Origin of the sequence: Emticicia sp. 21SJ11W-3 (genome assembly GCF_024138715.1) — a bacterium.
Lineage (GTDB): Bacteria > Bacteroidota > Bacteroidia > Cytophagales > Spirosomataceae > Emticicia > Emticicia fluvialis.
The window spans coordinates 3,424,471-3,445,906 of sequence record NZ_CP092074.1; the positions used below are offsets into that span (position 1 = coordinate 3,424,471).

At 46.8% G+C, this 21,436-nt stretch carries 15 protein-coding genes; 11 read left to right on the forward strand and 4 right to left on the reverse strand.

All coding sequences use genetic code 11. The features are described 5' to 3' along the window. Position 1: 1 nt before the first annotated feature. The gene (locus MB380_RS14570) at positions 2-538 is read right to left on the reverse strand and encodes an RNA polymerase sigma factor (RefSeq protein WP_253525579.1); all 537 of its coding nucleotides are present in this window, start codon (positions 536-538) and stop codon (positions 2-4) included. Between the two features lie 203 nt (positions 539-741). Here MB380_RS14570 and MB380_RS14575 point away from each other — a divergent pair, with 203 nt between their 5' ends. Genes MB380_RS14575 through MB380_RS14585 form a run of 3 tightly spaced genes read left to right on the forward strand, consistent with a single transcriptional unit; the run spans position 742 to position 2,616 of the window. Next, entirely contained in the window at positions 742-1,167 is a 426-nt protein-coding gene (locus MB380_RS14575) for a ubiquinol-cytochrome c reductase iron-sulfur subunit (protein WP_253525582.1), read from the forward strand. A 1-nt stretch (position 1,168) separates the two neighbouring features. Continuing rightward, the gene (locus tag MB380_RS14580; RefSeq protein WP_253525585.1) at positions 1,169-2,071 is read left to right on the forward strand and encodes a DUF5777 family beta-barrel protein; all 903 of its coding nucleotides are present in this window, start codon (positions 1,169-1,171) and stop codon (positions 2,069-2,071) included. Positions 2,072-2,073: 2 nt separating this feature from the next. Further along, positions 2,074-2,616, forward strand: coding sequence for a YceI family protein (locus MB380_RS14585; protein WP_253525588.1), 543 nt, complete (start codon positions 2,074-2,076; stop codon positions 2,614-2,616). Between the two features lie 207 nt (positions 2,617-2,823). On the opposite strand, the gene MB380_RS14590 is transcribed toward MB380_RS14585, so the two are convergent. The 3 genes from MB380_RS14590 to MB380_RS14600 all read right to left on the reverse strand — a co-directional run bounded on the left by MB380_RS14590 (position 2,824) and on the right by MB380_RS14600 (position 6,261). Next, positions 2,824-3,324, reverse strand: coding sequence for a GNAT family N-acetyltransferase (locus tag MB380_RS14590; protein WP_253525590.1), 501 nt, complete (start codon positions 3,322-3,324; stop codon positions 2,824-2,826). Then, a complete protein-coding gene (locus MB380_RS14595; protein WP_101726353.1) occupies positions 3,278-3,601 on the reverse strand; it encodes a DUF1778 domain-containing protein in 324 nt (107 codons plus the stop codon). The genes MB380_RS14590 and MB380_RS14595 overlap by 47 nt, the downstream gene beginning before the upstream one ends. A 233-nt stretch (positions 3,602-3,834) precedes the next feature. Beyond that, a complete protein-coding gene (locus MB380_RS14600) occupies positions 3,835-6,261 on the reverse strand; it encodes a TonB-dependent receptor (RefSeq protein ID WP_253525593.1) in 2,427 nt (808 codons plus the stop codon). A gap of 644 nt (positions 6,262-6,905) precedes the next feature. Here MB380_RS14600 and MB380_RS14605 point away from each other — a divergent pair. From MB380_RS14605 to MB380_RS14640, 8 genes are all read left to right on the forward strand, one after another. Beyond that, entirely contained in the window at positions 6,906-7,505 is a 600-nt protein-coding gene (locus tag MB380_RS14605) for an RNA polymerase sigma factor (protein WP_253525611.1), read from the forward strand. A 67-nt stretch (positions 7,506-7,572) separates the two neighbouring features. Further along, positions 7,573-8,655: a FecR family protein gene (locus tag MB380_RS14610; protein WP_253525630.1), complete on the forward strand. Its 1,083-nt coding sequence runs from the start codon at positions 7,573-7,575 to the stop codon at positions 8,653-8,655. Positions 8,656-8,979: 324 nt separating this feature from the next. Next, on the forward strand, positions 8,980-12,285 hold the full coding sequence (locus MB380_RS14615) for a TonB-dependent receptor (RefSeq protein ID WP_253525633.1): 3,306 nt from the start codon (positions 8,980-8,982) through the stop codon (positions 12,283-12,285). Between the two features lie 20 nt (positions 12,286-12,305). After that, positions 12,306-14,165: a RagB/SusD family nutrient uptake outer membrane protein gene (locus MB380_RS14620; protein ID WP_253525636.1), complete on the forward strand. Its 1,860-nt coding sequence runs from the start codon at positions 12,306-12,308 to the stop codon at positions 14,163-14,165. Positions 14,166-14,236: 71 nt separating this feature from the next. Then, positions 14,237-15,604 (forward strand): DUF1080 domain-containing protein, encoded by a 1,368-nt coding sequence (locus MB380_RS14625; protein WP_253525639.1) that lies wholly within the window; start codon positions 14,237-14,239, stop codon positions 15,602-15,604. A 41-nt stretch (positions 15,605-15,645) separates the two neighbouring features. Next, entirely contained in the window at positions 15,646-17,352 is a 1,707-nt protein-coding gene (locus tag MB380_RS14630) for a hypothetical protein (RefSeq protein WP_253525658.1), read from the forward strand. Between the two features lie 25 nt (positions 17,353-17,377). Continuing rightward, a complete protein-coding gene (locus MB380_RS14635) occupies positions 17,378-19,378 on the forward strand; it encodes an NPCBM/NEW2 domain-containing protein (protein ID WP_253525661.1) in 2,001 nt (666 codons plus the stop codon). Between the two features lie 17 nt (positions 19,379-19,395). Then, positions 19,396-21,411, forward strand: coding sequence for an NPCBM/NEW2 domain-containing protein (locus MB380_RS14640; RefSeq protein WP_253525663.1), 2,016 nt, complete (start codon positions 19,396-19,398; stop codon positions 21,409-21,411). Positions 21,412-21,436 lie beyond the last annotated feature (25 nt).

Genomic DNA, 21,436 nt, shown 5'->3' on the forward strand with positions numbered 1-21,436 from the left:
TTTATATTTTTGAAAGTCGCGTCAAATATTCATTTATCCATTCTTGCAATTTAGCTCTTGCTTTAGACAGATTGGCCCTTACGGCACTTTCTGTAACACCCAGCATACCGGCTATTTCGGTATGCGAATAGCCGTCTACCACCGCCAGCGAAAAGACCGTCCGGTAAACGGGGCTTAGTTTCTGCACAAACTCCATTATTTCATCCACCGTCAGCAGGTCCAGATGTTCTTCATCTGCCTGTGTGCGGCTGGCGTGGTCAAGGTCTGTCAATTCAATGCGGGCGTGGTGTTTTCTGAAATAGTCAATGGCGGCATTCACCATTACCGTTCTGAACCAGGCCTCAAACACCTGCCCGGTGTTATAGCGGCTTATGTTTCCGAAAACCTTGATGAATCCGTCGCTCACCATTTCTTCGGCCTCTTCATCATGGGCGGCATACCGCAGGCAGATACTCTTTGCAAAACCGGCGAAGTGGTCAAACAACTGCTTTTGTGCCAGGGGTTTCCCGGCCACACAGCCCTCTATGGTTTTTTGCAAATCAAATCGGTTATTTCTTTTTCTAAAAAACACATTATAACAGGTTAGCTTACTAATCAAAGGCGCCAATGGCATATACGCAATTTATACCAAATATGCTTCCAGAATTGTTTTTTCGAGATTAAAAAAAAAATTAATCTCCGCCAGGAAGCAAAGCCGGGTAATCTGCGTATGTAGTGCTAAATAACCAAACTTTAGTAACAATGAAATTACAGGAAAAAATCAATCGTAATCAGTTTCTGAAACAAGTGGGTTTTACAGGTACGGCACTTTTTGCTTTATACACTGCAAGCAGTTGCAAAAACGAAACCGGCGTAACGCCGATATCATCAAACGGAATAACCATTGACCTGACAGACGCCGCTTATGCCAACCTGAAAAAAGAAGGAGGCTATGTAATAAAAAGCGGAATTGTAATAGCACGCTATAACGGAAACTATGTAGCTGCCACTCTTACCTGCAGCCACGAGGGTCGCCAGCAGATTACTTTTCAGAATAAAGAATGGTACTGTACAGCGCACGGCGCACGCTTTGACACCAGCGGAAAGGGGCTTAACAGCGAAGGCAGAGCCGGGCTTACTGTTTATAAAACCGCAGTAAGCGGCAATACCCTAACCATAACCGCTTAAAATGAAAACCATGCTGAAAAGAACCCTTTTAATTGCCGCACTGCTGGGAGCCCGGCAGATGGCCGCTGCCCAGGATTTACTGAACGAGCTTGACAAAACCGTGCCGCTGGCTAAAACCTACACTACTGCCACGTTTAAATCTACCAGAGTAATTAACGGCCACTCGGTTGAGACTGTTGCCAAAAAACATCTGGACTTCCGTATTTCTCACCGTTTCGGCAGGCTCAACGAAGGTGCGTATAACCTTTACGGCCTCGATGCCGCCACCATGCGCATTGGCCTGGAATACGGACTTACCGACAGGCTAATGATTGGTGTGGGCCGCAGTACCAGCCAGAAAACCTACGACTTCTTTGCTAAATACAGAGCCGTCAGGCAGTCGCCGTCGGGGTCGCCGGTTAGTATTACCGCGCTGGCCGCTGCCGATGCCATTACGCTAAGCACCAGCCCCAACCTTACATTTTATAATAATCAGCAAAGGTTTACTTACGTTGGGCAGTTGCTGATAGCCCGTAAATTTAACGAGAAGCTCTCTTTACAGTTAAGCCCCACCTATCTGCACAGCAACCGCATTGAAGCCAGCTCTGAACCCAACGATATTTTGGCGATGGGCATTGGCGGCCGCATGAAAATAAGCAAGAGAACGTCTATCAACGCTGAGTATTTCTACCGGTTACCGCTTACCACGGGTACTTTTAACCTGCAAAACTCGGTTTATCATAACTCGCTTTCGGTGGGCTTTGATATCGAAACCGGCGGGCACGTGTTTCAGTTGCACTTTACCAATTCGCTGGGTATGATAGAACGCCAGTTTATAGCCCAGACAGATGGAATGTGGAACAAAGGCGATATACACTACGGATTTAATATTTCAAGAACTTTCAGCTTTGATAAAAAAAGATAGCCATGAAAACCCTAATTACAATACTGGCAGGTATGCTGATATCTGCCGGTTCTTATGCCCAGAACCAATGGATTTGCAGCAAAGGCGAAACCAGTTTTTTTTCGGAAACCCCGCTTGAAAACATAGCCGCTGTTAATAAAAATGTAGTATCTATTATTGATTTCAGTACAGGCCAGGTGGCCGTTAAGATGAATGTGGCTGCCTTTAAGTTTAAGAACCACCTGATGGAAGAGCATTTCAATGAAAACTACATGGAAACAGAGAAGTATCCGGTAGCTACGTTTTCGGGCAAAATGCAGGGAAATGCAGACCCCGCCAAAAACGGTACTTATGACATAACCGCAACCGGGCAGCTAACCATGCACGGCGTAAGCCGCGAACGCACCCTGAAAGGCCGCCTGATAATAAATGGCAATGTGATTACCCTGCTGGCAGACTTTGACGTGGCCCTGAAAGACCACAAGATTGACGTGCCAACCTTGGTTATTGCCAAAATTGCAGAAAATATAGCCGTGAAAAATAAGTTTGTTTTTAGCAGAAAGTAGGGGTTTCATACCAACTGCCGGCTCAGCAATGGGCCGGCAGGTATGGAATTTTACAATGAAAAATCTTAGTTAGGTGAATTTCAGGCGGGGCTCCCCGGTGTGGCAGGATGTGGTTTCAGGGGGGCTTTGCCCTTTTTTTGTGCCTGCCCTATTTTGCTGCCAGCAATTAATAACCTGCCAGCCCTGCACCCATTAACCCATGCCTGCCTAAGCAAATAATTCTCTGATGGTTTTCATTGGCAAAAACATTTTGCCCGACGTTGGCAAAAGAATAAATCCATACCTTAAGTAGAAGTTCCTGGCAATGTCATCAATGGGGTCAACCACAATGGCCAATGTTCCCACAGTTTCTGAAATATCAAAACACCTTTTCAAAGCATCAATTAGCAGAATTTCTCCATAACCTTTACCCTTTATAGAAATATCAACGGCTAAACGGCCTAACAGCACGGTGGGTATATCTTGATAATTCGGTGGCCACTTCTTCTGCAAATAATCCGGAAAGTCGCTCTTTTTAATAGCATTTGCCGAAAGTGTATAATATCCCTTTACAATTAAAGCATTGTCGACCAAAACAAAACAGGCAGACAAATCTCTGCCAACATCCTGTTTTGCCTGTCGTTTTAAATAATTATCTAAAAGTTCGTATCCACAGTTAAAGTTACTTTTGTCGCACTGTTTTTCGAGTATCTGTATTTTCAGCTCCATCTAGTTCAGCAAATTTTTCGTAGTTCATGCGTGCTTTTTGAAGGTTGTTGTTAGGCGAAGGATGGTTCATTAATGTTTCTAAAAACACCTTCTTATCTTCAATACTCTTCAGTACGTGGTTATTTTCGTCAATAATTTTAACTGCCTCTTTGTTTATACAAAAAATCACAAATTCTGTCAGACTTTTAAATCCGCTCAGCTCTGATGCATACTTTATCAGTTCCTTCTGTTCTTTACTTATCCGAACATCTAATCTGTCATTAACTGAAGTACCCATATTCAATTTATTTAGAATGTTGCAACCGACTTACCCAATTAAAAGGAGTTTTTAACTTGATATGGTCAGCTCAACAAATGTACGTATATTTTCCGTACAAATAAATTTTTTCCTGAATATAATTGCATTCAAAATAGCCTTATACTACTGGCTAATAGTATCATACCCACAAAGGCCGGAAACAACATTGGGTTGAATCCGGCCTTTGTGGTTTTCTTTGGTTTAAAATTTTATCAACCGCCTTTAATGCGGTTCAGCTCGTCTTCCGAACCGTTACGGCGGTTTCTGGCTGCTTTTATTTCATTGCTACCAAAACGATAGGTGAAATTAACCCTGAGCTGCTGCGACTCCCACTTGAACCGCAGATTGGTGTACACTCCGGCATAATCAGAGTGATACCCTCCCCTACCCGTATGGAAAACATCAGTAAAGCTAACTTTCAGCGTGGCATTGTCCTTCATAAATTTCTTCTGCACCCCGGCATCCACAGTACCCATGGCGCGGTTATAGTCAATCCGGCGGTAAGGCGAATTATACCAGCCCGATAACTCTATGGTCCAGTTTTTTTTCAGCTTAAATGTGCTTTGCGCATTGGCATTGGCGGCAAGGGTACGGTTGTTGAACGACAACCCGTTTTCCAGATCTCCGCGCCATACATTCGTATATCCGCTTACATTTACATAAACATTCCACCATTTGGTTATATCAGTGGCCAGGCTCATATCAAGGCTGAAACCCTGGGTGTAGTCCAGATTTCGCTCAATAAAGTAAGTGCGGCTGGCATCATAAGGCATACGTAAACCCACCGCCGGAAAGCGCGTACGCCAGTAACCCACCGAAGTTGTCAGCTTGCCCTTATACACGTGTGTCAGCTTAAAGTTGTTGGCATATTCAGGGCGCAGAAAAGGGTTACCTTTAGAATACACCAGTTCATCTACCCGGTATTCAAACGGGTTCAGGTTCTGGTAACTCGGGCGGTTAATACGGCGGCTGTAATTCAGATTCAGGTTGTGGTTATCTGACAGCTTGTAAGAAATGGCCCCACTCGGAAAAACGTTCAGGTACGTTGTATCCACCTTATCAAGGTCATTCTGTTTATAGCTGGTCAGTTTTCCTAATGATTTGGTGCGTTCGGCGCGCAAACCCAGCTGTAAATCCCATTTTTTGTTCAGCGAAACATTATAATTGGCATACGCTGCATAAACGCGCTCGGTATAAACAAAGTTGTTGCTTCGTTCTATGTCCCGCACTTCGGCATCATTCAGCACATTGAAGAAATCGAAGGTATTGTCTGACTTCACGTCTGACAGCTTCACGCCATACCCTAGTTTACCTTTTTTCAGGGGCTGCTCATAATCGGCCTTGATTGATTTAATTGTGATATCAACCGGCGTTTTAGTTACAAAATTGCGGCTGAAAGACGGCCTGTCAGAATTTGGGAACTCGTAGGTATTGGGCTGGTAGCTAATCCCCCGTGACGTAAAAATCCCGTAGTCGGCATCTATGTTCAGTTCGCGGCCTGTGGTATCGGCATAACGGTAGTTCAGATTTACGTTCAGGTTTTTGTTTTTCTCGGGGTTCGACGTCCGCGAATCCAGAATGGCCGAATCCGGCACGGCGCTGTATCTTTTACCGATCAGGGTCTGGCTTTCGCCACCGCCGTTGTGGTTGCTCACGCGTCCGTTCACATTAAAGCCAATGGTGTTTTTTGAATTAATGAAATAATCCAGGCCCACTTTGGCATTATGAGAGGTGTCGCGCCAGATACCGCGCCAGGTTTTGTTATAGGCAATGTTGTTCAGTATCTGGTCGTCGAGCGTGCGGTTATGCCATGCCCCTTGATTATAACCGTAATTACCAAAGATATTCACTTTTTTATCGCGGTGGTTCAGGTTAACCGAGCCGTTGTATTTAGGCGTAATACCAAACATACCCCCCAGGCTCAGATTACCGTTGGTACCAATCTTTTTGTTCTTTTTCAGGCGGATGTTGATAATACCCAGGTCTCCGGCGGCATCATATTTGGCCGACGGGTTGGTGATAACCTCAATGGCTTCAATGTCGGCCGAGTTCATGCTTTTCAGGGTTGATGCCAGGTCTTTGCCACTCATGGGCGACGGCCGCCCGTCAATAAAAATGCGTACCCCGGCTTTGCCCTTCACCAGTACGTTTTCGTCTTTGTCTACCTGCACACCGGGCGACTTCTGCAATAGCTCAAGTGCATTTAAACCCGTAGAATTAATGCTGGCTTCAACATTAAAAACAATTTTGTCGTTCTGCACCTCTATCAGTGGTTTGGCCGCTACCACCTTTACTTCGCTCAGCTGCCTGGTATCGGCCAATACCGTAAAGGGCTGAAACTCGATGTCGCGGTCTACGAGTTCAAAAACCGGCGACCGGAACGGATTGAATCCTACTGCACTTATTTTAATGAAATACCTGCCGGCTTTCAGATTACCTATTTTAAAGCCTCCGTTTTCGTCGGCTATGTCGGCCTTGGCCAGTGAAGAATCGCCTGCGGCGTGTACCGCAATGGTAGCAAAAGAAACCACTTCGTTCTGCTGATTTTTTACCTGACCTTTAATAGCATACAAGTTGTTTTGAGCACGCGCAAGCTGCGCCATACTCACAAGGAGTAATACGAGTAATAGATTTTTCATAATTTTTTTAAAGTGCTTTTCAATAATTTTGTAATTGCCAGCCTGCTTTCGCAAAATGGCTGAATTGCCCGTCGCGGTAAATCAACATAAAACTAACTGGTTAAACCAACAGTTAAAAGTTAAGGGGCAAAACTGTTACCAAAACCAACTAATCTGTTTTTAACAACAAGAAACTTAGTTTGGAAGTCTTTACCTACGAACAATTTCGTAGCAAATATATCTGATTTTTTTCACCTGCCAAAAAATATTACGAAATTTTTCGTAGTTGCCGGAATCACCCCTATTCCGGCAGGTAAACTTTTCAAAATCATAAAGGTTACAAAAAATATAATTTTTATTTGAGGCGCTGCCGGCGTTACAATCAGGCGTTTTTCAGAAGCATATACGTAGCATGGCAGACAGGCAAAACAGCAGGCCACATTGCAGATTAAGGCCACTTACCATAGGGCAGCGGGGTCAGGTGTCCTATTTTTTATTAATTAAATACAAAATATAACAAGTATTTTTAGCTACCTTCCCGAATTAATCAGGATTTTAATAATTTTGATTCTGCTTAGCTTAGGGCGGCAATCTCCGTAAAAGTTTTTATTGGCACAGAGCAGGTTTTAACATCGACAGGCAAGGAAAAAATGGACTCCCAGGTAATGAACGTTAACACCCCTAATGATTCTCAACTTTGGCAACAGCTAAAGAATGGCAACGAATCAGCGCTGGGCAAACTCATAAAAAAATATTTTAATCTGCTGCAAAACTACGGCTACAAGTTTATCAGAAACGAAGACTTTGTGAAAGACTGTGTGCAGGAAGTTTTTGTTGAGATCTGGACCCGCCGCAGCACCATTGCCCAGCCCGACAGCGTAAAAGCCTACCTGCTTACTTCGGTTCGTAAAAGAATACTCCGCGAGAGTGTCCGCCAGAAAATAGACCACGACAATAATCTGGAAAACGTTGAAAACGACATCAGCTTTGCTGAGTTTTCGCCCGAGTTGGCCATTATTGAAGAAGAGCGCACGCAGGAAAACGTAAAGAAAATATCGGCTATGCTCAACACCCTGCCCAAACGGCAGCGCGAAGTAATTTACCTGAAATATTACCAGAATCTGGAACGCGACGAAATAGCGCAGATAATGGGCATCAACTCGCAGTCGGTCTCTAACCTCTTGCAGGTGGCATTTAGCGCCATCAGAGAAAACTGGGGAGGCCTGTCAATCAGCTATCTGTTGCTAATGCGATTTATCTTATAAAAAAAACTCTATAAATACAGTATTTACTAACTGCCGTTGGCATCCTACTTTATATACCTTATTACTGATGAATTCAGACTATAAAAACTTTAACCCGGAAGACTTCTGCCATGATGAGTCGTTCCGAAACTGGGTATTGAACCCAGACCCCCCAACCGAGCTGTACTGGAACGAATGGATTTCGCAGAACCCGGCTTCGGCTGGTAAAATAGAAACCGCGCGCGCACTTTTACTGGCTTTGCAGGAAAAAGCCCCGGCCCTGACAGACCAGGAGCTGGACGCCATTACGCAACAGATTCTGAACCCGGCCAACAACAGCACAATCAGCTTCTGGCAAAAACCCTTTTTCAGAATTGCCGCCACCCTGGCCATTATAGCAGGGGCAGGTATGTTGGCATTTAAGCTGTATACCGAAAAAGAGAAACTGGCTTTTTTTGAGACCATATCGCCTAACCTTACGGCAGATTACATAGAAACTGAAAACACCGAAAACCAGACTCAGACCATCACCCTGCAAGACAGCAGCGTGATAACGCTGTATCCGAAAAGTAAAATCAGATACCCGATTCATTTCTCGCCGGAAACCCGCGAGGTGTATCTGGAGGGCCAGGCGTTTTTTAATATTGCCAAAAATCCTAAACGGCCATTCTGGGTGTACACCAATCATATATCTACCCAGGTGCTGGGTACCAGTTTTATGGTAAAAGCCTTTGAAAACGAAAAGAATGTAAAAGTAGAAGTACGTACAGGCAGGGTGTCGGTTTACCGCTATGAAGACCTGCAGAAAGCCAAACGCCTGCAGAATAACGAAATGGCCGGTATTATACTTACGCCCAACCAGTCTATAGAGTACACCGTTAACGAAGCGCGCCTGCTTAAATCAATCAGCAGGCAGCCTGAAATTCTGGTAGCCAAAACACCCGAGAACTTTATATTTGATGAGGCCCCGATATCAAAGGTTTTCAGCCAGATGGAGCGCGCCTATGGTATACAGATTATTTATGACGAAAAAAACATGAAGAACTGCTACCTTACCGCCACCTTCACAGAGGAGTCGTTGTACGAAAAATTAAATATCATTTGCAAGGTTACACACTCAAGCTACGAAATAGTTGATGCTCAGATAGTTATACATAGCAACGGATGCTAGCGTGAAATAATTTGCATTATTTCACAAAAAATTTTCATAATAACAAGTATCTGCATACAGGTTCTGCCATCCATAGATAAAACCACAATTACATTTATCTATGGATGGACTTTTACAATCTGCTTTCTACACTTTTGGGGTCTCTGAACCTACAACAACCCGCGTTTTATCAATGATACCGGCAGGCAACAGTTGCTAATGCTGCCTGATTTTGCTGTGGAAAATAATTATTCCAATTAATTCTTTGATAAAAAACATTTTAACCCTAAATTTTATCTCGTTCTGATGAAAGAATATTTCTCCCCCTTTTTTTTAAAGAAACTTATGAGGGTTTCATTTATACAAGTTTTGTTTAGCCTTATCGGACTGGGTATTTCATACGCACACACCGCTAATGGGCAGGAAGTGCTAGAGCAGCGTATCAGCATCAGGGCCAATAACGACAACCTGAAGGCCATGCTGAGTTTTATTGAACAAAGTGCCAGCGTAAAGTTTGTGTATAATCCGCGCGAAATTAACATTGGCCAGAAAGTCTCATTTGAAGCCCGCAACGAAACGCTTAAATCTGTACTGGCTAAAATCTGCAAGCCATTACAGATATCTTATGAAGTAAAAGGCAAGCAGATAATGCTCTACAAAGAAGTAGCAAGCCTGCTGAAAGAGCCCGAAGTAATAGTAGCCGGGCCAGTAGTTGAAGAAGAAAAACCACTCAGAATAGTAACGGGTAAAGTAACCGACGAAAAAGGCGAAGGTATACCCGGTGTAAGCGTAGTGGTTAAAGGCACCACCAAAGGTGTAACAACAGACGTAGAAGGCATTTATAAGCTGGATGTCCCAAACGAAACCACCATTCTGGTGTTCAGTTATGTGGGTTATGTAACGCAGGAAATTGTAACCGGTAACCGCTCAGCCATTGATGTAAAGCTGCTTCCTGACGATAAATCGCTCGACGAAGTAGTGGTTATCGGCTATGGCGAACAGAAAAAAAGCGACCTTACCGGCGCCGTAGCTTCTATGCAGACCAAAGACATTATCAGGGCTAATCCGGTGCTGGCTTCTAAAGCATTGCAAGGCCAGGTGGCCGGCGCTACCGTTACGAAATCAGACAACCGGCCGGGAAGTTCTTACAACATAACCATCAGAGGAGAAAACACTATTAATAACTCTACTGCACCCCTAATTGTAATAGATGGTTTAATGGGTGGCGATATCAATAACCTGAACCCGAACGACATTCAGTCGATGGACGTACTGAAAGATGCTTCCTCTACCGCCATTTATGGTGCCAGAGGAGCCAACGGGGTGGTTATTATCACTACCAAAAAAGGGTTATCGGGCAAGCCGCGTGTCAATTATGACAGCTACGTGGGTGTAAAAGTACCGGCGCACCTACCCAAACTCATGAACAGCGAGCAGTTTTATAAAGCTACCTACACCGACCGCATTCTGGAAGGAGTAGCTGAAGCCAAATTTACTTCTCTCGAGCTTGACAACATCAAAAACGGCCGCAGTACTGACTGGGTAGACCTGGTTACAGACCCCGGCGTACAAACCAACCACTCACTGAGCGTGTCGGGCGGTAATGAAAAAACTACCTACCGGTTTTCGGGCGGTTTCCTGAACGAAGACGGCAACGTGCTTAGCACCAATTTTAAAAGATACAACCTCAATGCAGGGCTTGACAGCAAACTTGGCGAGCGCTTCAAGGTTGGATTTACTTCTTACGCCACCTTTTCGGTACAGAACCTGGGCTCGCAGGAGTCACTCAGAGGCGCTTACCGCGTCAGACCTACCGGCGTACCTTATTACAGCGACCTAACTAACCCCTCAGAAAACCAGGACATCAACGTAAACGGACTGGCTATCTGGATGGGTATCAACGATAAACAGGTACCTAACCCTTTGAGCGACGTAGACCCTAACCAGTCTAAACTACGCACCAGGGTATCAAACATCATGGCTAATGCCTATGTTGAGTACACACCTGTAAAAGGCCTTAGCATTCGGTCGTCGTTATCATCTACTTACGGCACTACCCAGATTGGCGACTTCCGCGGTATGTGGTCAAAATCGCAGACGGGTAATAAACCAAGAGCCCAGCTCGACAACCGCGTTATCGGCAGCTATACCTTAGACAACATCATTAACTATAACCTTACCCTGGGCCAGCACAAAATAAACCTTACAGGTTTGCAGAGTGCGTTTTATCAGCGTAACGAAGCATCGAGCATTGCCGCCAAAGACCTGCCTTATGACTCAGACTGGTATGCCCTTAACACCGGTACCGTTACGGCATTCAGCAGTTCTCTGGTAGAGCGTTCGTTGTCATCGTACATGGGGCGTATCAACTACACCTTCCGCGACAAATACCTGTTTACAGCCACCGGCCGTTCAGACGGCGCCTCGCAGCTGGCAGCAGGTAACAAGTGGGCGTTTTTCCCATCTGTTGCATTGGCATGGCGAGTAATTGACGAGTCGTTCATGCAAAACATCAAGGCCTTGTCAAACCTGAAATTACGCCTTAGCTATGGCGAGGTAGGTAACTCAACCGTAGCGCCCTACAGCACACAAGCGGGGCTGATCAACACCGGCTACGATTTTGACGGCACTGCAGCCTATGGCTTTGCCCCTTCTAACCTGGGCAACAAAGACCTGCGCTGGGAACGCAGCAAAGAGCTGAACCTGGGCCTTGACTTCGGTTTGTTCGGTAACCGGATATCGGGTACGGTAGAATTATACGACAGAAAAACGCAGGATCTGATACTGAGCCAGAAAATACCAACCACGTCAGGCTTCTCGCAGGTGGTATCTAACGTAGGTAAAATCCAGAACAAAGGTATTGAGATACTCCTGAACACCGTAAACATTGCCACCACCGATTTCAGCTGGAACACCACCCTTACCTTTACCAAAAACAACAACAAACTGCTTGAACTTTACGGCAACGGGCAAATGGCCGACAAAGGTAATAACCTCTTTGTGGGCTACCCTATCAGAGCCAACTTTGACTACAAGTTTAACGGCATCTGGCAACTGGCTGATAAAGATCTTGCCCTCAAATACAATCAGGTGCCGGGTTCGGTACGTGTAGTTGACCAGAACAACGACGGCATCATATCGTCGACAGAAGGAAAAGACGACCGTGTGTATCTGGGCTCAGAGCTGCCTAACTTCCTGATGGGTATGACCAACCGCTTTAAATACAAAAACTTCGACTTCTCATTCTTTGCTTATTACAGAAACGGTACACTATACAACAACAAAACCCTTTCAGGTACATTTGGTGAGGTTAACGCACAACGATATAACAAGCTGGCAGGCCTTGATTACTGGACCAGCGAAAACCCTTCGAACACGTATTTCGGGGTTGCAGTAGCAAACCCATACCGCAGTGCAATCAACTATCAGGATGCCAGTTTCTTAAGAATCTCTGACATCACACTGGGCTATAATGTACCTCGTAATCTGATGGAAAAATGGAAACTCTACAATGCCCGGGTTTATACTCAGGTAACCAATCCGATTATTGTTACCAAGTTTATCGGTTTTGACCCTGAATTCAACTCAGCCATTTATCAGGACGACGTACCATCGGTTACTTTCAGCCTGGGTGTTAATCTTAGTTTCTAATTTATATTAATCGAAAGACAATGAAATCTATATATTCAAAATCAAAATTCTTAATCGCCGCAGGCTTATTGCTTGTATCAGCCGGTTGTAAGGATTCTTTTCTTGACGAAAACCCTAAAACTACCCTTACTACCGATGTTTACTATAAAACCGAAGCAGGGTTTGAAGACCTCGTAAGGGCTTGTTACCCACTGCTGAGAAACATCCATCAGAACCGCATACTGGTACTCAACGGCACAGATATTTTCTCGTCGCAGCCAGGCTGGAACCCCTCAGCAGTAAATGGCAAAGAAACCCCGCCTGTATTGCTTGATGTGTACGACAACCGTTTCAATGCCGCTATTCCGGAAGTACAAACGCTATGGCAGTTGCTTTATGCAGAAATTGCCCGTACCAATACGGCTATCTCACGTGCCGACGGTATCACCACTATGGCACAGGCTTTGAAAGATACCCGCGTGGCCGAGGTAAAATTCCTCCGCGCCTTGTGTTTCTTCTATGCCGTACAACATTGGGGAGACATACCCATGCCGCTGGCTGAAATCACGACGCCTCAGAAAAATTTCCCGCGGGTGGCCTCGGCTGAAGTGTACAAACAAATAATTGCCGACCTGCTTGACTGCGAAGCCAAACTACCGGCTACGGCCTCTAACTATGGCCGTATAACCAAAGGCGCCGCCCAGTTTTTACTGGCACGTGTTTACCTTACCCGCGGCTGGAACTTCAACAATGCGCTGGGTGGCACCAATGCCGACTTTGACATGGCGCTGCAATATGCCGACAAGATTATTGACACCTATCCGCTGGCTTCCAGTTATAAAGATCTTTTCCCAAAAAGATCCGATAACCCCCTTACTCAGTACACAGGTGCACAGAACGACAAAAACGCCGAGATAATTTTTGCCGTGCAGTATAACTCAGATATACTTACCAACAAAACCGACCCGGCCTTTACACAGGATGCCGCCGGTGGAAACGACCTGCACTCGCGCTTTGGCCCAAGTGGAGAGGGTTTCATTGGCAGCAAAGGCCGTACCACAGACTACAACCGCTCGGTAGGTATACACCAGGTAAATACTGCCGCTTACCGCATGTTTGACCCGGATATCGACACCCGCTACGCACATAATTTTGTAAGTGTGGGGTATTCGTTATCGGCGGTTAAAGATTACAAACCATTGCCCTTAAGTAACCCAAACCTGAAAGTGAGTTTCGCCGTTGGCGATACTGTACTGGTATGCCGCCCCTGGAACAACCCTACGAAGTCGACAGCTGAAAGAGGCGTTGACCTGGGCGGCACCAAAAACTACGCCGTAGTGAATACTTACGAATATGGTGGAGGTTACCCGATTGATAATTCAGGCTATAACATTCAGGCCCCTCTGATGTGGAAATTCTGGCAGCCGGGTATTCCTTACGGCGACGCCTACGGTACATTTAACGAAGCTGTTTTCAGAGCAGCTGAAGCCTATCTGATTGCCGCCGAAGCCATTGTAAAAGGTGCAAAAGGTGGCAAACTGGGTGGTGCAGAGGTTTACTACAACAAAGTACTTGACCGCGCCCTGGGTACCAAAAAAGGCACCGACCCTAAATGTGCCGCCGCACCTGAAGACCAGAAATCGCTGGCGGCTGTTTCGTACCGTGCCACAGCGGCCAACATCAGCGTTGACCTGATACTGGACGAAAGAGCGCGTGAACTAATGGGCGAATACAACCGCTGGTTTGACCTGAAAAGAACAGGTAAACTGGTAGAACGTGTGAAAAAATACAATCCCTGGGTGAAGGGACAGGCTATCAGCGATATACATTACCTTAGGCCAATACCACAGTCTGAAATAGACTTGTCATTCCCTAAAATGGCGCAAAATCCGGGCTATTGATTCAGTAATTCTTTGAGTGAGGCGGCCTCGGCTGCCTCGCTCACAATAGCCATCTATTTAACCCTGACACTATGAATAATTTAATAAAAACAGCATTTGTGGCAATGCTGCTGGCCAGCTTTACCACTCATGCACAATGGAAAGACCTCTTTAACGGCGCAGACCTGAAAGGCTGGATAAAACGCAACGGAAACGCCGAGTACAGAATTGAAAACAAGACCATTATCGGGGTTTCGAGGCTCAACACACCCAACACCTTTTTATGCACCGAAACACTATATGCCGATTTTGTGCTTGAAATGGATGTAAAAGTTGACATCGGCCTTAACTCGGGTATTCAGATACGCAGCATCAGCGACCCCGCAGTTATGAATGGCCGCGTGCATGGGTATCAGGTAGAGATAGACCCCGCCCCCCGTGCCTGGAGTGGCGGTATTTACGATGAAGCCCGCAACGGCTGGTTGTATCCGATGTCGGCCAACCCGCAGGGAAGAGTGGCTTTCAGAAACGGGCAATGGAACCGCTATCATATTGAGGCCATAGGGCCCAATATCAAGACCTGGATAAACGGCATACCCTGTGCCAACGTGCTTGACGCCCAAACCGCCCGCGGTTTAATAGCCCTGCAGGTACATCAGATAAAAAGACCCGAACAGGAAGGCCTGACAGTACAATGGAAGAACATCAGAATAGCAACAGATAACCTGAATGAAGTAGTTTTTAAAGGCGAAGAAGCACCCGAAGTAAGTTACCTGCCCAACAGGCTCACTGAAAATGAAATAAGAAAAGGCTGGCGTTTACTTTGGGACGGCAAAACTGCCAACGGCTGGCAAGTTGCCAATGGCAGTGGTTTCCCGGCGGCGGGCTGGGTTATGGAAGATGGTGTATTGAAAGTGCTGGGCTCTAAAAAAGACAGCGTACGTAAGGGCGGAGACATTGAAACCATTCAGGTTTTTTCAGATTTTGAGCTGGAGCTAGACTTCCGGCTTACCAAAGGAGCAAATAGTGGATTGAAATATTTTGTAGTAAATGACCCAAAAAGAAAAGCAGGTACAGGATTAGGGCCGGAGTTTCAGCTTCTGGACGATGATGTACACCCTGACGCCAAAGCAGGTGTAAACGGAAACAGAACTACGGCCTCCCTGTATGACCTCATTACTGCCGAAAACCTGTCGGAAGGCAGTAAAGAAAAACGTATCAATCCGCCGGGTAAGTGGAACAAGCTAAGGATAGTATCCAGAAACGGCCATGTTGAACACTGGCTCAATAACCTGAAAATGGTAGAATACGACCGCCATTCGCAGATTTTCCGTAATCTGGTAGCCAAAAGTAAATACAGCACTTACGAAAATTTTGCGCAGGCGTATGCAGGGCATATCCTGTTGCAGGACCACGGCGATGAAGTGCATTTCAGAAGTATCAAAATCAGAGAATTCTGATGCGGGCAGTTGCACTTCATTAACCCTATTCTTTTAGTATCATGAACAGAAGAACATTTGTCAATACCGGAATCCTCTCGGTTTGTTCAGTACCATTCCTGAACCTGAGCGCAGGCGCCTCTGTGCCTGACCAGAAACCCGCCTGGATTGTGGATTGGATAAAAATAAATGAGGCACAGCTACCCGGTTTCAGGGCGCTGAAAGTAACCGACCCCAACCATAGATACTTTGGTGGCTACACCGACCACGTAGAGATACCTAACCCACACACTACCAGCAGTTTTATTGCCAAAGCCTGTATGCTTATGGCCTGCCCTGAGTCAGTTTATTATCAGTCGGCAGATACCCTGAAAGAAGTAGAGGCCGCCGCCGCGGCCATGCTGAAGTTTCAGCATACCGACGGCACCATTGACCTGCTGGCCACTAATTTTCATTCAACGCCCGACACCGCCTTTATTCTGGAAAACATGATTCCGGCCTGGCAGTTTCTGAAAAAATCACAAACCAAAGGCGCCGGGCAGTCGCTGGCTTATATACAGACATTTCTAAAAAACGCCGGAGAAGGCCTCATCAGAGGCGGCATACATACGCCCAACCACCGATGGGTGGTATCGGCTGCCTTAGTAAGGCTGCATGCGCTTTTTCCGGACAAACGCTACCTGAACCGCATAGACCAATGGTTAGCTGAACACATAGATATTGACCCCGACGGCCAATATACTGAGAAAAGCACCAATAGTTATTCCCCAATCGTTGACCGCTCGTTGATTACCCTGGCCAGGGGCCTCAGTAAGCCGGAACTTTTAGAACCCGTTCTGAAAAATCTGGAAATGACCCTCTATTATGTACATCCTAACGGAGAAGTTGTAACTGAGGCCTCGAACCGCCAGGACAAAGGCACCATCGGTAATATGTTTAAATACTATTACTGTTACCGATACATGGCGCTAAATAAGAATAACGGCCGGATGGCCGCCATGTGCAGACTGATTGAACAAACCAGCACCCCCCAGGAACTGGCCGGGTATCTGGATTATTTTCTGGAAGACCCCACCCTCTGGCAGCCCTTGCCGCCAGACACCCCATTGCCGGTTAATTATGTAAAGGCTTTTCCGTACTCTGGTTTAGTAAGAATCCGCCACGGAAACTGGGACACCACCTTGCTGAGTAACAACCCCGGCTGGCTCACTTTTCATAAAGGCAATGCTGTGTTGCAGGCTATGCGTGTGGCTGCTTCGTTTTTCGGAAAAGGGCAGTTTCAGTCTGAAAAAATAGAGCAGAACGGCAACAAATGGGTACTGAAGCGGCATTTGGAAGGCCCCTACTACCAACCCCTAGATACAGATAAAATATCGCCCGATGGCGACCTCGATAAAATGCCACGCACGCTCAGAAAACAGAGCGAAATACAGGAATTAAACACAACTGTAACCATAACCCCGACTGACAATGGTGTTGATGTGGATTTAAACATAACCGGCACAGACGGTGTGCCGGTTTCACTCGAACTCATTTTCAGGCCGGGTGGTACTTTTACGGGGGTAACGCCTCATGCGTCACAGCCGCATGCTTATCTTTTCGGTGGGCAAAACGGCTCTTATACATCAGGTAAAGATACCATTCATTTTTCTTCAGGCCGGATCGAACACAAAGGTGTGCAGTTGCGCGGTGCATTACCCGCAATGGATGCGCCAACGGTTTATCTGACAGGCTTTACGCCTTTTAAGCATACCATCCGTTTATCCTGAGTCCATACATTCAACTCATTTGCTTATGAACAGAAAATTAGCTCTGCTAGTGTGGCTCGCTATGCTTGCCACTAGCACAATTGCGCAAAATACAAAGCCATTATGGCTCGACGACCTGCCCATTAAGTCGTATTCTGAGGGCATACCGGCAGTTTTACCTAAAACCAATGCCGCCGGCGACCAGATGAAAATAGCCGGTAAAACCTTCTCGCATGGTGTGGGGGTCAGCTCTACAAGTGTGCTGTCGTTTCAGCTGGCAGGGCATGCCGCTTCATTTTCGGCCATGGTTGGGGTTGACGACCTGGGCATAAAAAATCTGCCGCATCGTTTTTACGTAATTGGCGACAAACAGATACTTTTTGACAGCGGCGAAATGCGCTGGGGCGATGCCCCCAAGCCTGTAAATGTAAACCTTGCAGGCATACAACGCCTGGGTTTGCTGGTGCTGGTTGATATATATATAAACCGCACCTTTACCAACTGGGCCGATGCAGCTTTTGTGATGAAAGACAATTTTATACCCGCTACCATACCCAACCAGCAGCAGCGGTACATTCTTACGCCACAACCAGACAAAAAACCGCGCATCAATTCTGCAGGTGTGTTTGGTGCAAGGCCAGGTAATCCGTTTTTATATACCATTGCCGCCACCGGCCAAAGACCGGTAACGTACTCGGTTCAAAACCTGCCCAAAGGTTTGTCGGTAGATACCCAAACGGGCATTATCAGCGGTAAAGTAATGCAGAAAGGCACTTATACAGCTAACCTGAAAGTCCGCAATGCCTTCGGAGAAGCCCAAAAGAAATTAACCATTACCATTGGCGATACCATTGCGCTTACCCCGCCTATCGGCTGGAACGGCTGGAACTCGTGGGCAAAAAACATTGACCAGCAAAAAGTGAAGGCCTCTGCCGATGCAATGGTAAAAATGGGCCTGAACCAGCACGGCTGGACCTACATTAACATTGACGACGCCTGGCAGGGGCAGCGTGGTGGTGCATTAAACGCCATTCAGCCTAATGAGAAGTTTCCGGAGTTCAGAAAAATGGTTGATTACATTCATTCGCTGGGTCTGAAAGTGGGCGTCTATTCAACACCCATGATCACCAGTTATGCAGGGTACATTGGCGGCTCGTCAGATTACCCACACGGCCGCATAACCGATTCCATCAAAAACAACAAAAGGGCGTTCAGGTACATAGGCAAATATACTTTTGAAGAGAACGACGCCCGGCAAATGGCCGAATGGGGCATTGATTACCTGAAATATGACTGGCGGATTGACGTAAAAGCTGCTGAAAAAATGTCGGTGGCACTCAGAAACTCCGGCCGGGATATTGTGTACAGTATTTCAAACTCTGCCCCCTTTGCCTATGCCAAAGACTGGGCAAGGCTCACCAACAGTTTCAGAACAGGCCCCGACATCCGCGATAGCTGGCTTAGCCTGTATCATTCAGCCTTTACGCTCGACAAATGGGCTCCCTACGGCGGCCGTGGCCACTGGCTTGACCCCGACATGATGATACTGGGGAATGTAACCACGGGTTCGGCCCTGCACCCTACCCGTCTGACACCCGACGAGCAATACAGCCACGTGAGCCTTTTCAGTCTGCTTTCGGCGCCTTTACTGATTGGCTGCCCCATTGAACAGCTCGATGCCTTCACGCTGAATCTGTTAACTAATGATGAAGTAATAGAAATAAACCAGGACCCTGCCGGAAAACCCGCCCGGCTGGTTAAAGAAGAAAACGGCGTGCAAACCTGGGTGAAACCGCTGGCAGACGGCTCTTATGCCATCGGGCTGTTTAATATAGCCTACTATGGGCAAACACCGCAGTCTTATTTCAGATGGGACGATGAAAAAGCTATTCATTACAACCTTGATCTGAAGGCACTCGGGTTACAAGGCCGCTATCAGTTGAGAGACGTATGGCGGCAGAAAAACCTGGGTGTTTTCAGCGGGGTTTATCCATGCACTATTCAACATCATGGAGTGGTAATGCTCAGAATTTCGCCCGTAAAATAATCTAACGACCCCCTACTATGTTCAGAATAAATTTTTTCGCCTTAACCTTTACACTATTATGGTCCGTCGCCGGTTTTGCCCAGCAAATACAAACCATCTGGCTCGACGACCTGCCGATTCAATCATTCTCTGAAGGACTCAGACCTGCTGTTGGCAAAAAAAACTATCAGGGAGATACGCTGCGCATCAACGGCCGCAGATACAGCCGCGGTATTGGTGCGCAGTCGCCCTGTGTGTTAGCCTTTGCATTGAATGGGCACGCACGCAGTTTTACGGCCTTAATTGGAGCCGACGACATGGGCAATAAAGACCTGCCCCTGACTTTTTATGTACTGGGCGACGGCAAAGTACTGTTTGAAAGCAAACCCATACGCATTGGAGACACCCCACAGCCTGTTTCGGTAAATCTGCAGGGTATCAAACAACTGGGATTGCTGGTTACCGACCCCGTTGGTGGCATTAACAACAAAAGAACTTACTGCAACTGGATAGACGCCCGGCTGGAAATGGCAGCCGGACATGCGCCGGAACACGTAATAACCCAAGGCGAAAAATATATACTTACTCCCAGGCCGTCGGCTAAGCCGCGAATCAATTCAGCCAGATTATTTGGCGCAACACCCGGCAATCCGTTTTTATACACCATTGCCGCTACCGGCCAAAAACCACTCAGTTTTGCAGCCAGCCCATTGCCTGAGGGGCTGACCATTGACCGCCAGACAGGCATAATTACCGGAAAAGTAACCCAAAAAGGAACCTATCAGACAACCATTTCGGCACGTAATGCGCTGGGGGTATCTACCCGTAACTTAACCATTGTTATTGGCGATACCATTGCACTTACCCCACCCATTGGCTGGAATGGCTGGAACTCGTGGGAGGCTAACATTGACCGCGAAAAAGTGATTGCCTCTGCTGACGCGATGGTGAAATCGGGTCTGAAAGACCACGGCTGGACCTACATAAATATTGACGACGCCTGGCAGGGTGAACACAGCGGCCCGGAATCGGCCTTGCAACCGAACAGTAAGTTTCCGGACATGAAAGGCCTGTTTGACTACATCCATTCATTGGGGCTGAAAGCCGGGCTCTACTCAACCCCATATATATCAAGCTATGGCGGATACGCCGGGGCATCGTCTGACTTTGAGAAAGGTGGCGAGAACCATGAGTCTATCATCGTAAACCGCCGGTCATTTAACCGCATTGCCAAATACAGATTTGAAGAAGCCGATGCCCGGCAAATGGCAGCATGGGGGGTAGATTTTCTGAAATATGACTGGCGGATTGACGTAAACTCTGCCGAAAGAATGCGCAATGCCCTCAACAAGTCGGGGCGTGATGTGGTCTTCAGCCTTTCAAATAATGCCCCGTTCGACAAAGTAAAAGATTGGGTGCGTACCTCAAATATGTACCGCACCGGGCCAGATATTAAAGACAGCTGGACAAGCCTTTATATGACTTCTTTCTCGCTCGACAAGTGGTCGCCCTACAGCGGGCATGGCCATTGGGCAGACCCCGACATGATGATTGTAGGCAAGGTAGCCATTGGCTCTGAGATGCACGATACCCGCCTGACACCCGACGAACAATACAGCCACGTGAGCTTGTTCAGCCTGCTGGCTGCCCCGCTGCTGATTGGCTGCCCCATTGAACAGCTGGACGATTTCACGCTTAATCTGCTATCGAACGATGAAGTGATAGAAATTAATCAGGACCCACTGGGCAAAGCTGCCCGGCTGATAGCCAACAAAAACGGCGTTGAAATATGGAAAAAACCACTGGAAGACGGCTCTTTTGCCATTGGCCTTTTTTACACCGCCGACTTCGGCAAAAGTCCGCAGTCTTATTTTCACTGGGGTAACGAAAAACCCACCGTTTTCACCCTCAATCTGGCTGAAATAGGCCTGAGCGGCAACTATCAGCTTCGCGACGTCTGGCGGCAGAAAAACCTGGGGCGTTTCAGTAGTACTTTTAAAACCCCCATCAGGCATCATGGGGTGGTGCTGCTAAGGGCAACACCTGTCAAATAATTTTATATCTCTATTAATCGGCAGG

Coding starts and splice junctions, on each gene's coding strand:
- MB380_RS14575 (WP_253525582.1), top strand. CDS start 742: ATGAAATTACAGGAAAAAATCAATCGTAATCAGTTTCTGAAACAAGTG.
- MB380_RS14580 (WP_253525585.1), top strand. CDS start 1,169: ATGAAAACCATGCTGAAAAGAACCCTTTTAATTGCCGCACTGCTGGGA.
- MB380_RS14585 (WP_253525588.1), top strand. CDS start 2,074: ATGAAAACCCTAATTACAATACTGGCAGGTATGCTGATATCTGCCGGT.
- MB380_RS14590 (WP_253525590.1), bottom strand. CDS start 3,324: ATGGAGCTGAAAATACAGATACTCGAAAAACAGTGCGACAAAAGTAAC.
- MB380_RS14595 (WP_101726353.1), bottom strand. CDS start 3,601: ATGGGTACTTCAGTTAATGACAGATTAGATGTTCGGATAAGTAAAGAA.
- MB380_RS14600 (WP_253525593.1), bottom strand. CDS start 6,261: ATGAAAAATCTATTACTCGTATTACTCCTTGTGAGTATGGCGCAGCTT.
- MB380_RS14605 (WP_253525611.1), top strand. CDS start 6,906: ATGAACGTTAACACCCCTAATGATTCTCAACTTTGGCAACAGCTAAAG.
- MB380_RS14610 (WP_253525630.1), top strand. CDS start 7,573: ATGAATTCAGACTATAAAAACTTTAACCCGGAAGACTTCTGCCATGAT.
- MB380_RS14615 (WP_253525633.1), top strand. CDS start 8,980: ATGAGGGTTTCATTTATACAAGTTTTGTTTAGCCTTATCGGACTGGGT.
- MB380_RS14620 (WP_253525636.1), top strand. CDS start 12,306: ATGAAATCTATATATTCAAAATCAAAATTCTTAATCGCCGCAGGCTTA.
- MB380_RS14625 (WP_253525639.1), top strand. CDS start 14,237: ATGAATAATTTAATAAAAACAGCATTTGTGGCAATGCTGCTGGCCAGC.
- MB380_RS14630 (WP_253525658.1), top strand. CDS start 15,646: ATGAACAGAAGAACATTTGTCAATACCGGAATCCTCTCGGTTTGTTCA.
- MB380_RS14635 (WP_253525661.1), top strand. CDS start 17,378: ATGAACAGAAAATTAGCTCTGCTAGTGTGGCTCGCTATGCTTGCCACT.
- MB380_RS14640 (WP_253525663.1), top strand. CDS start 19,396: ATGTTCAGAATAAATTTTTTCGCCTTAACCTTTACACTATTATGGTCC.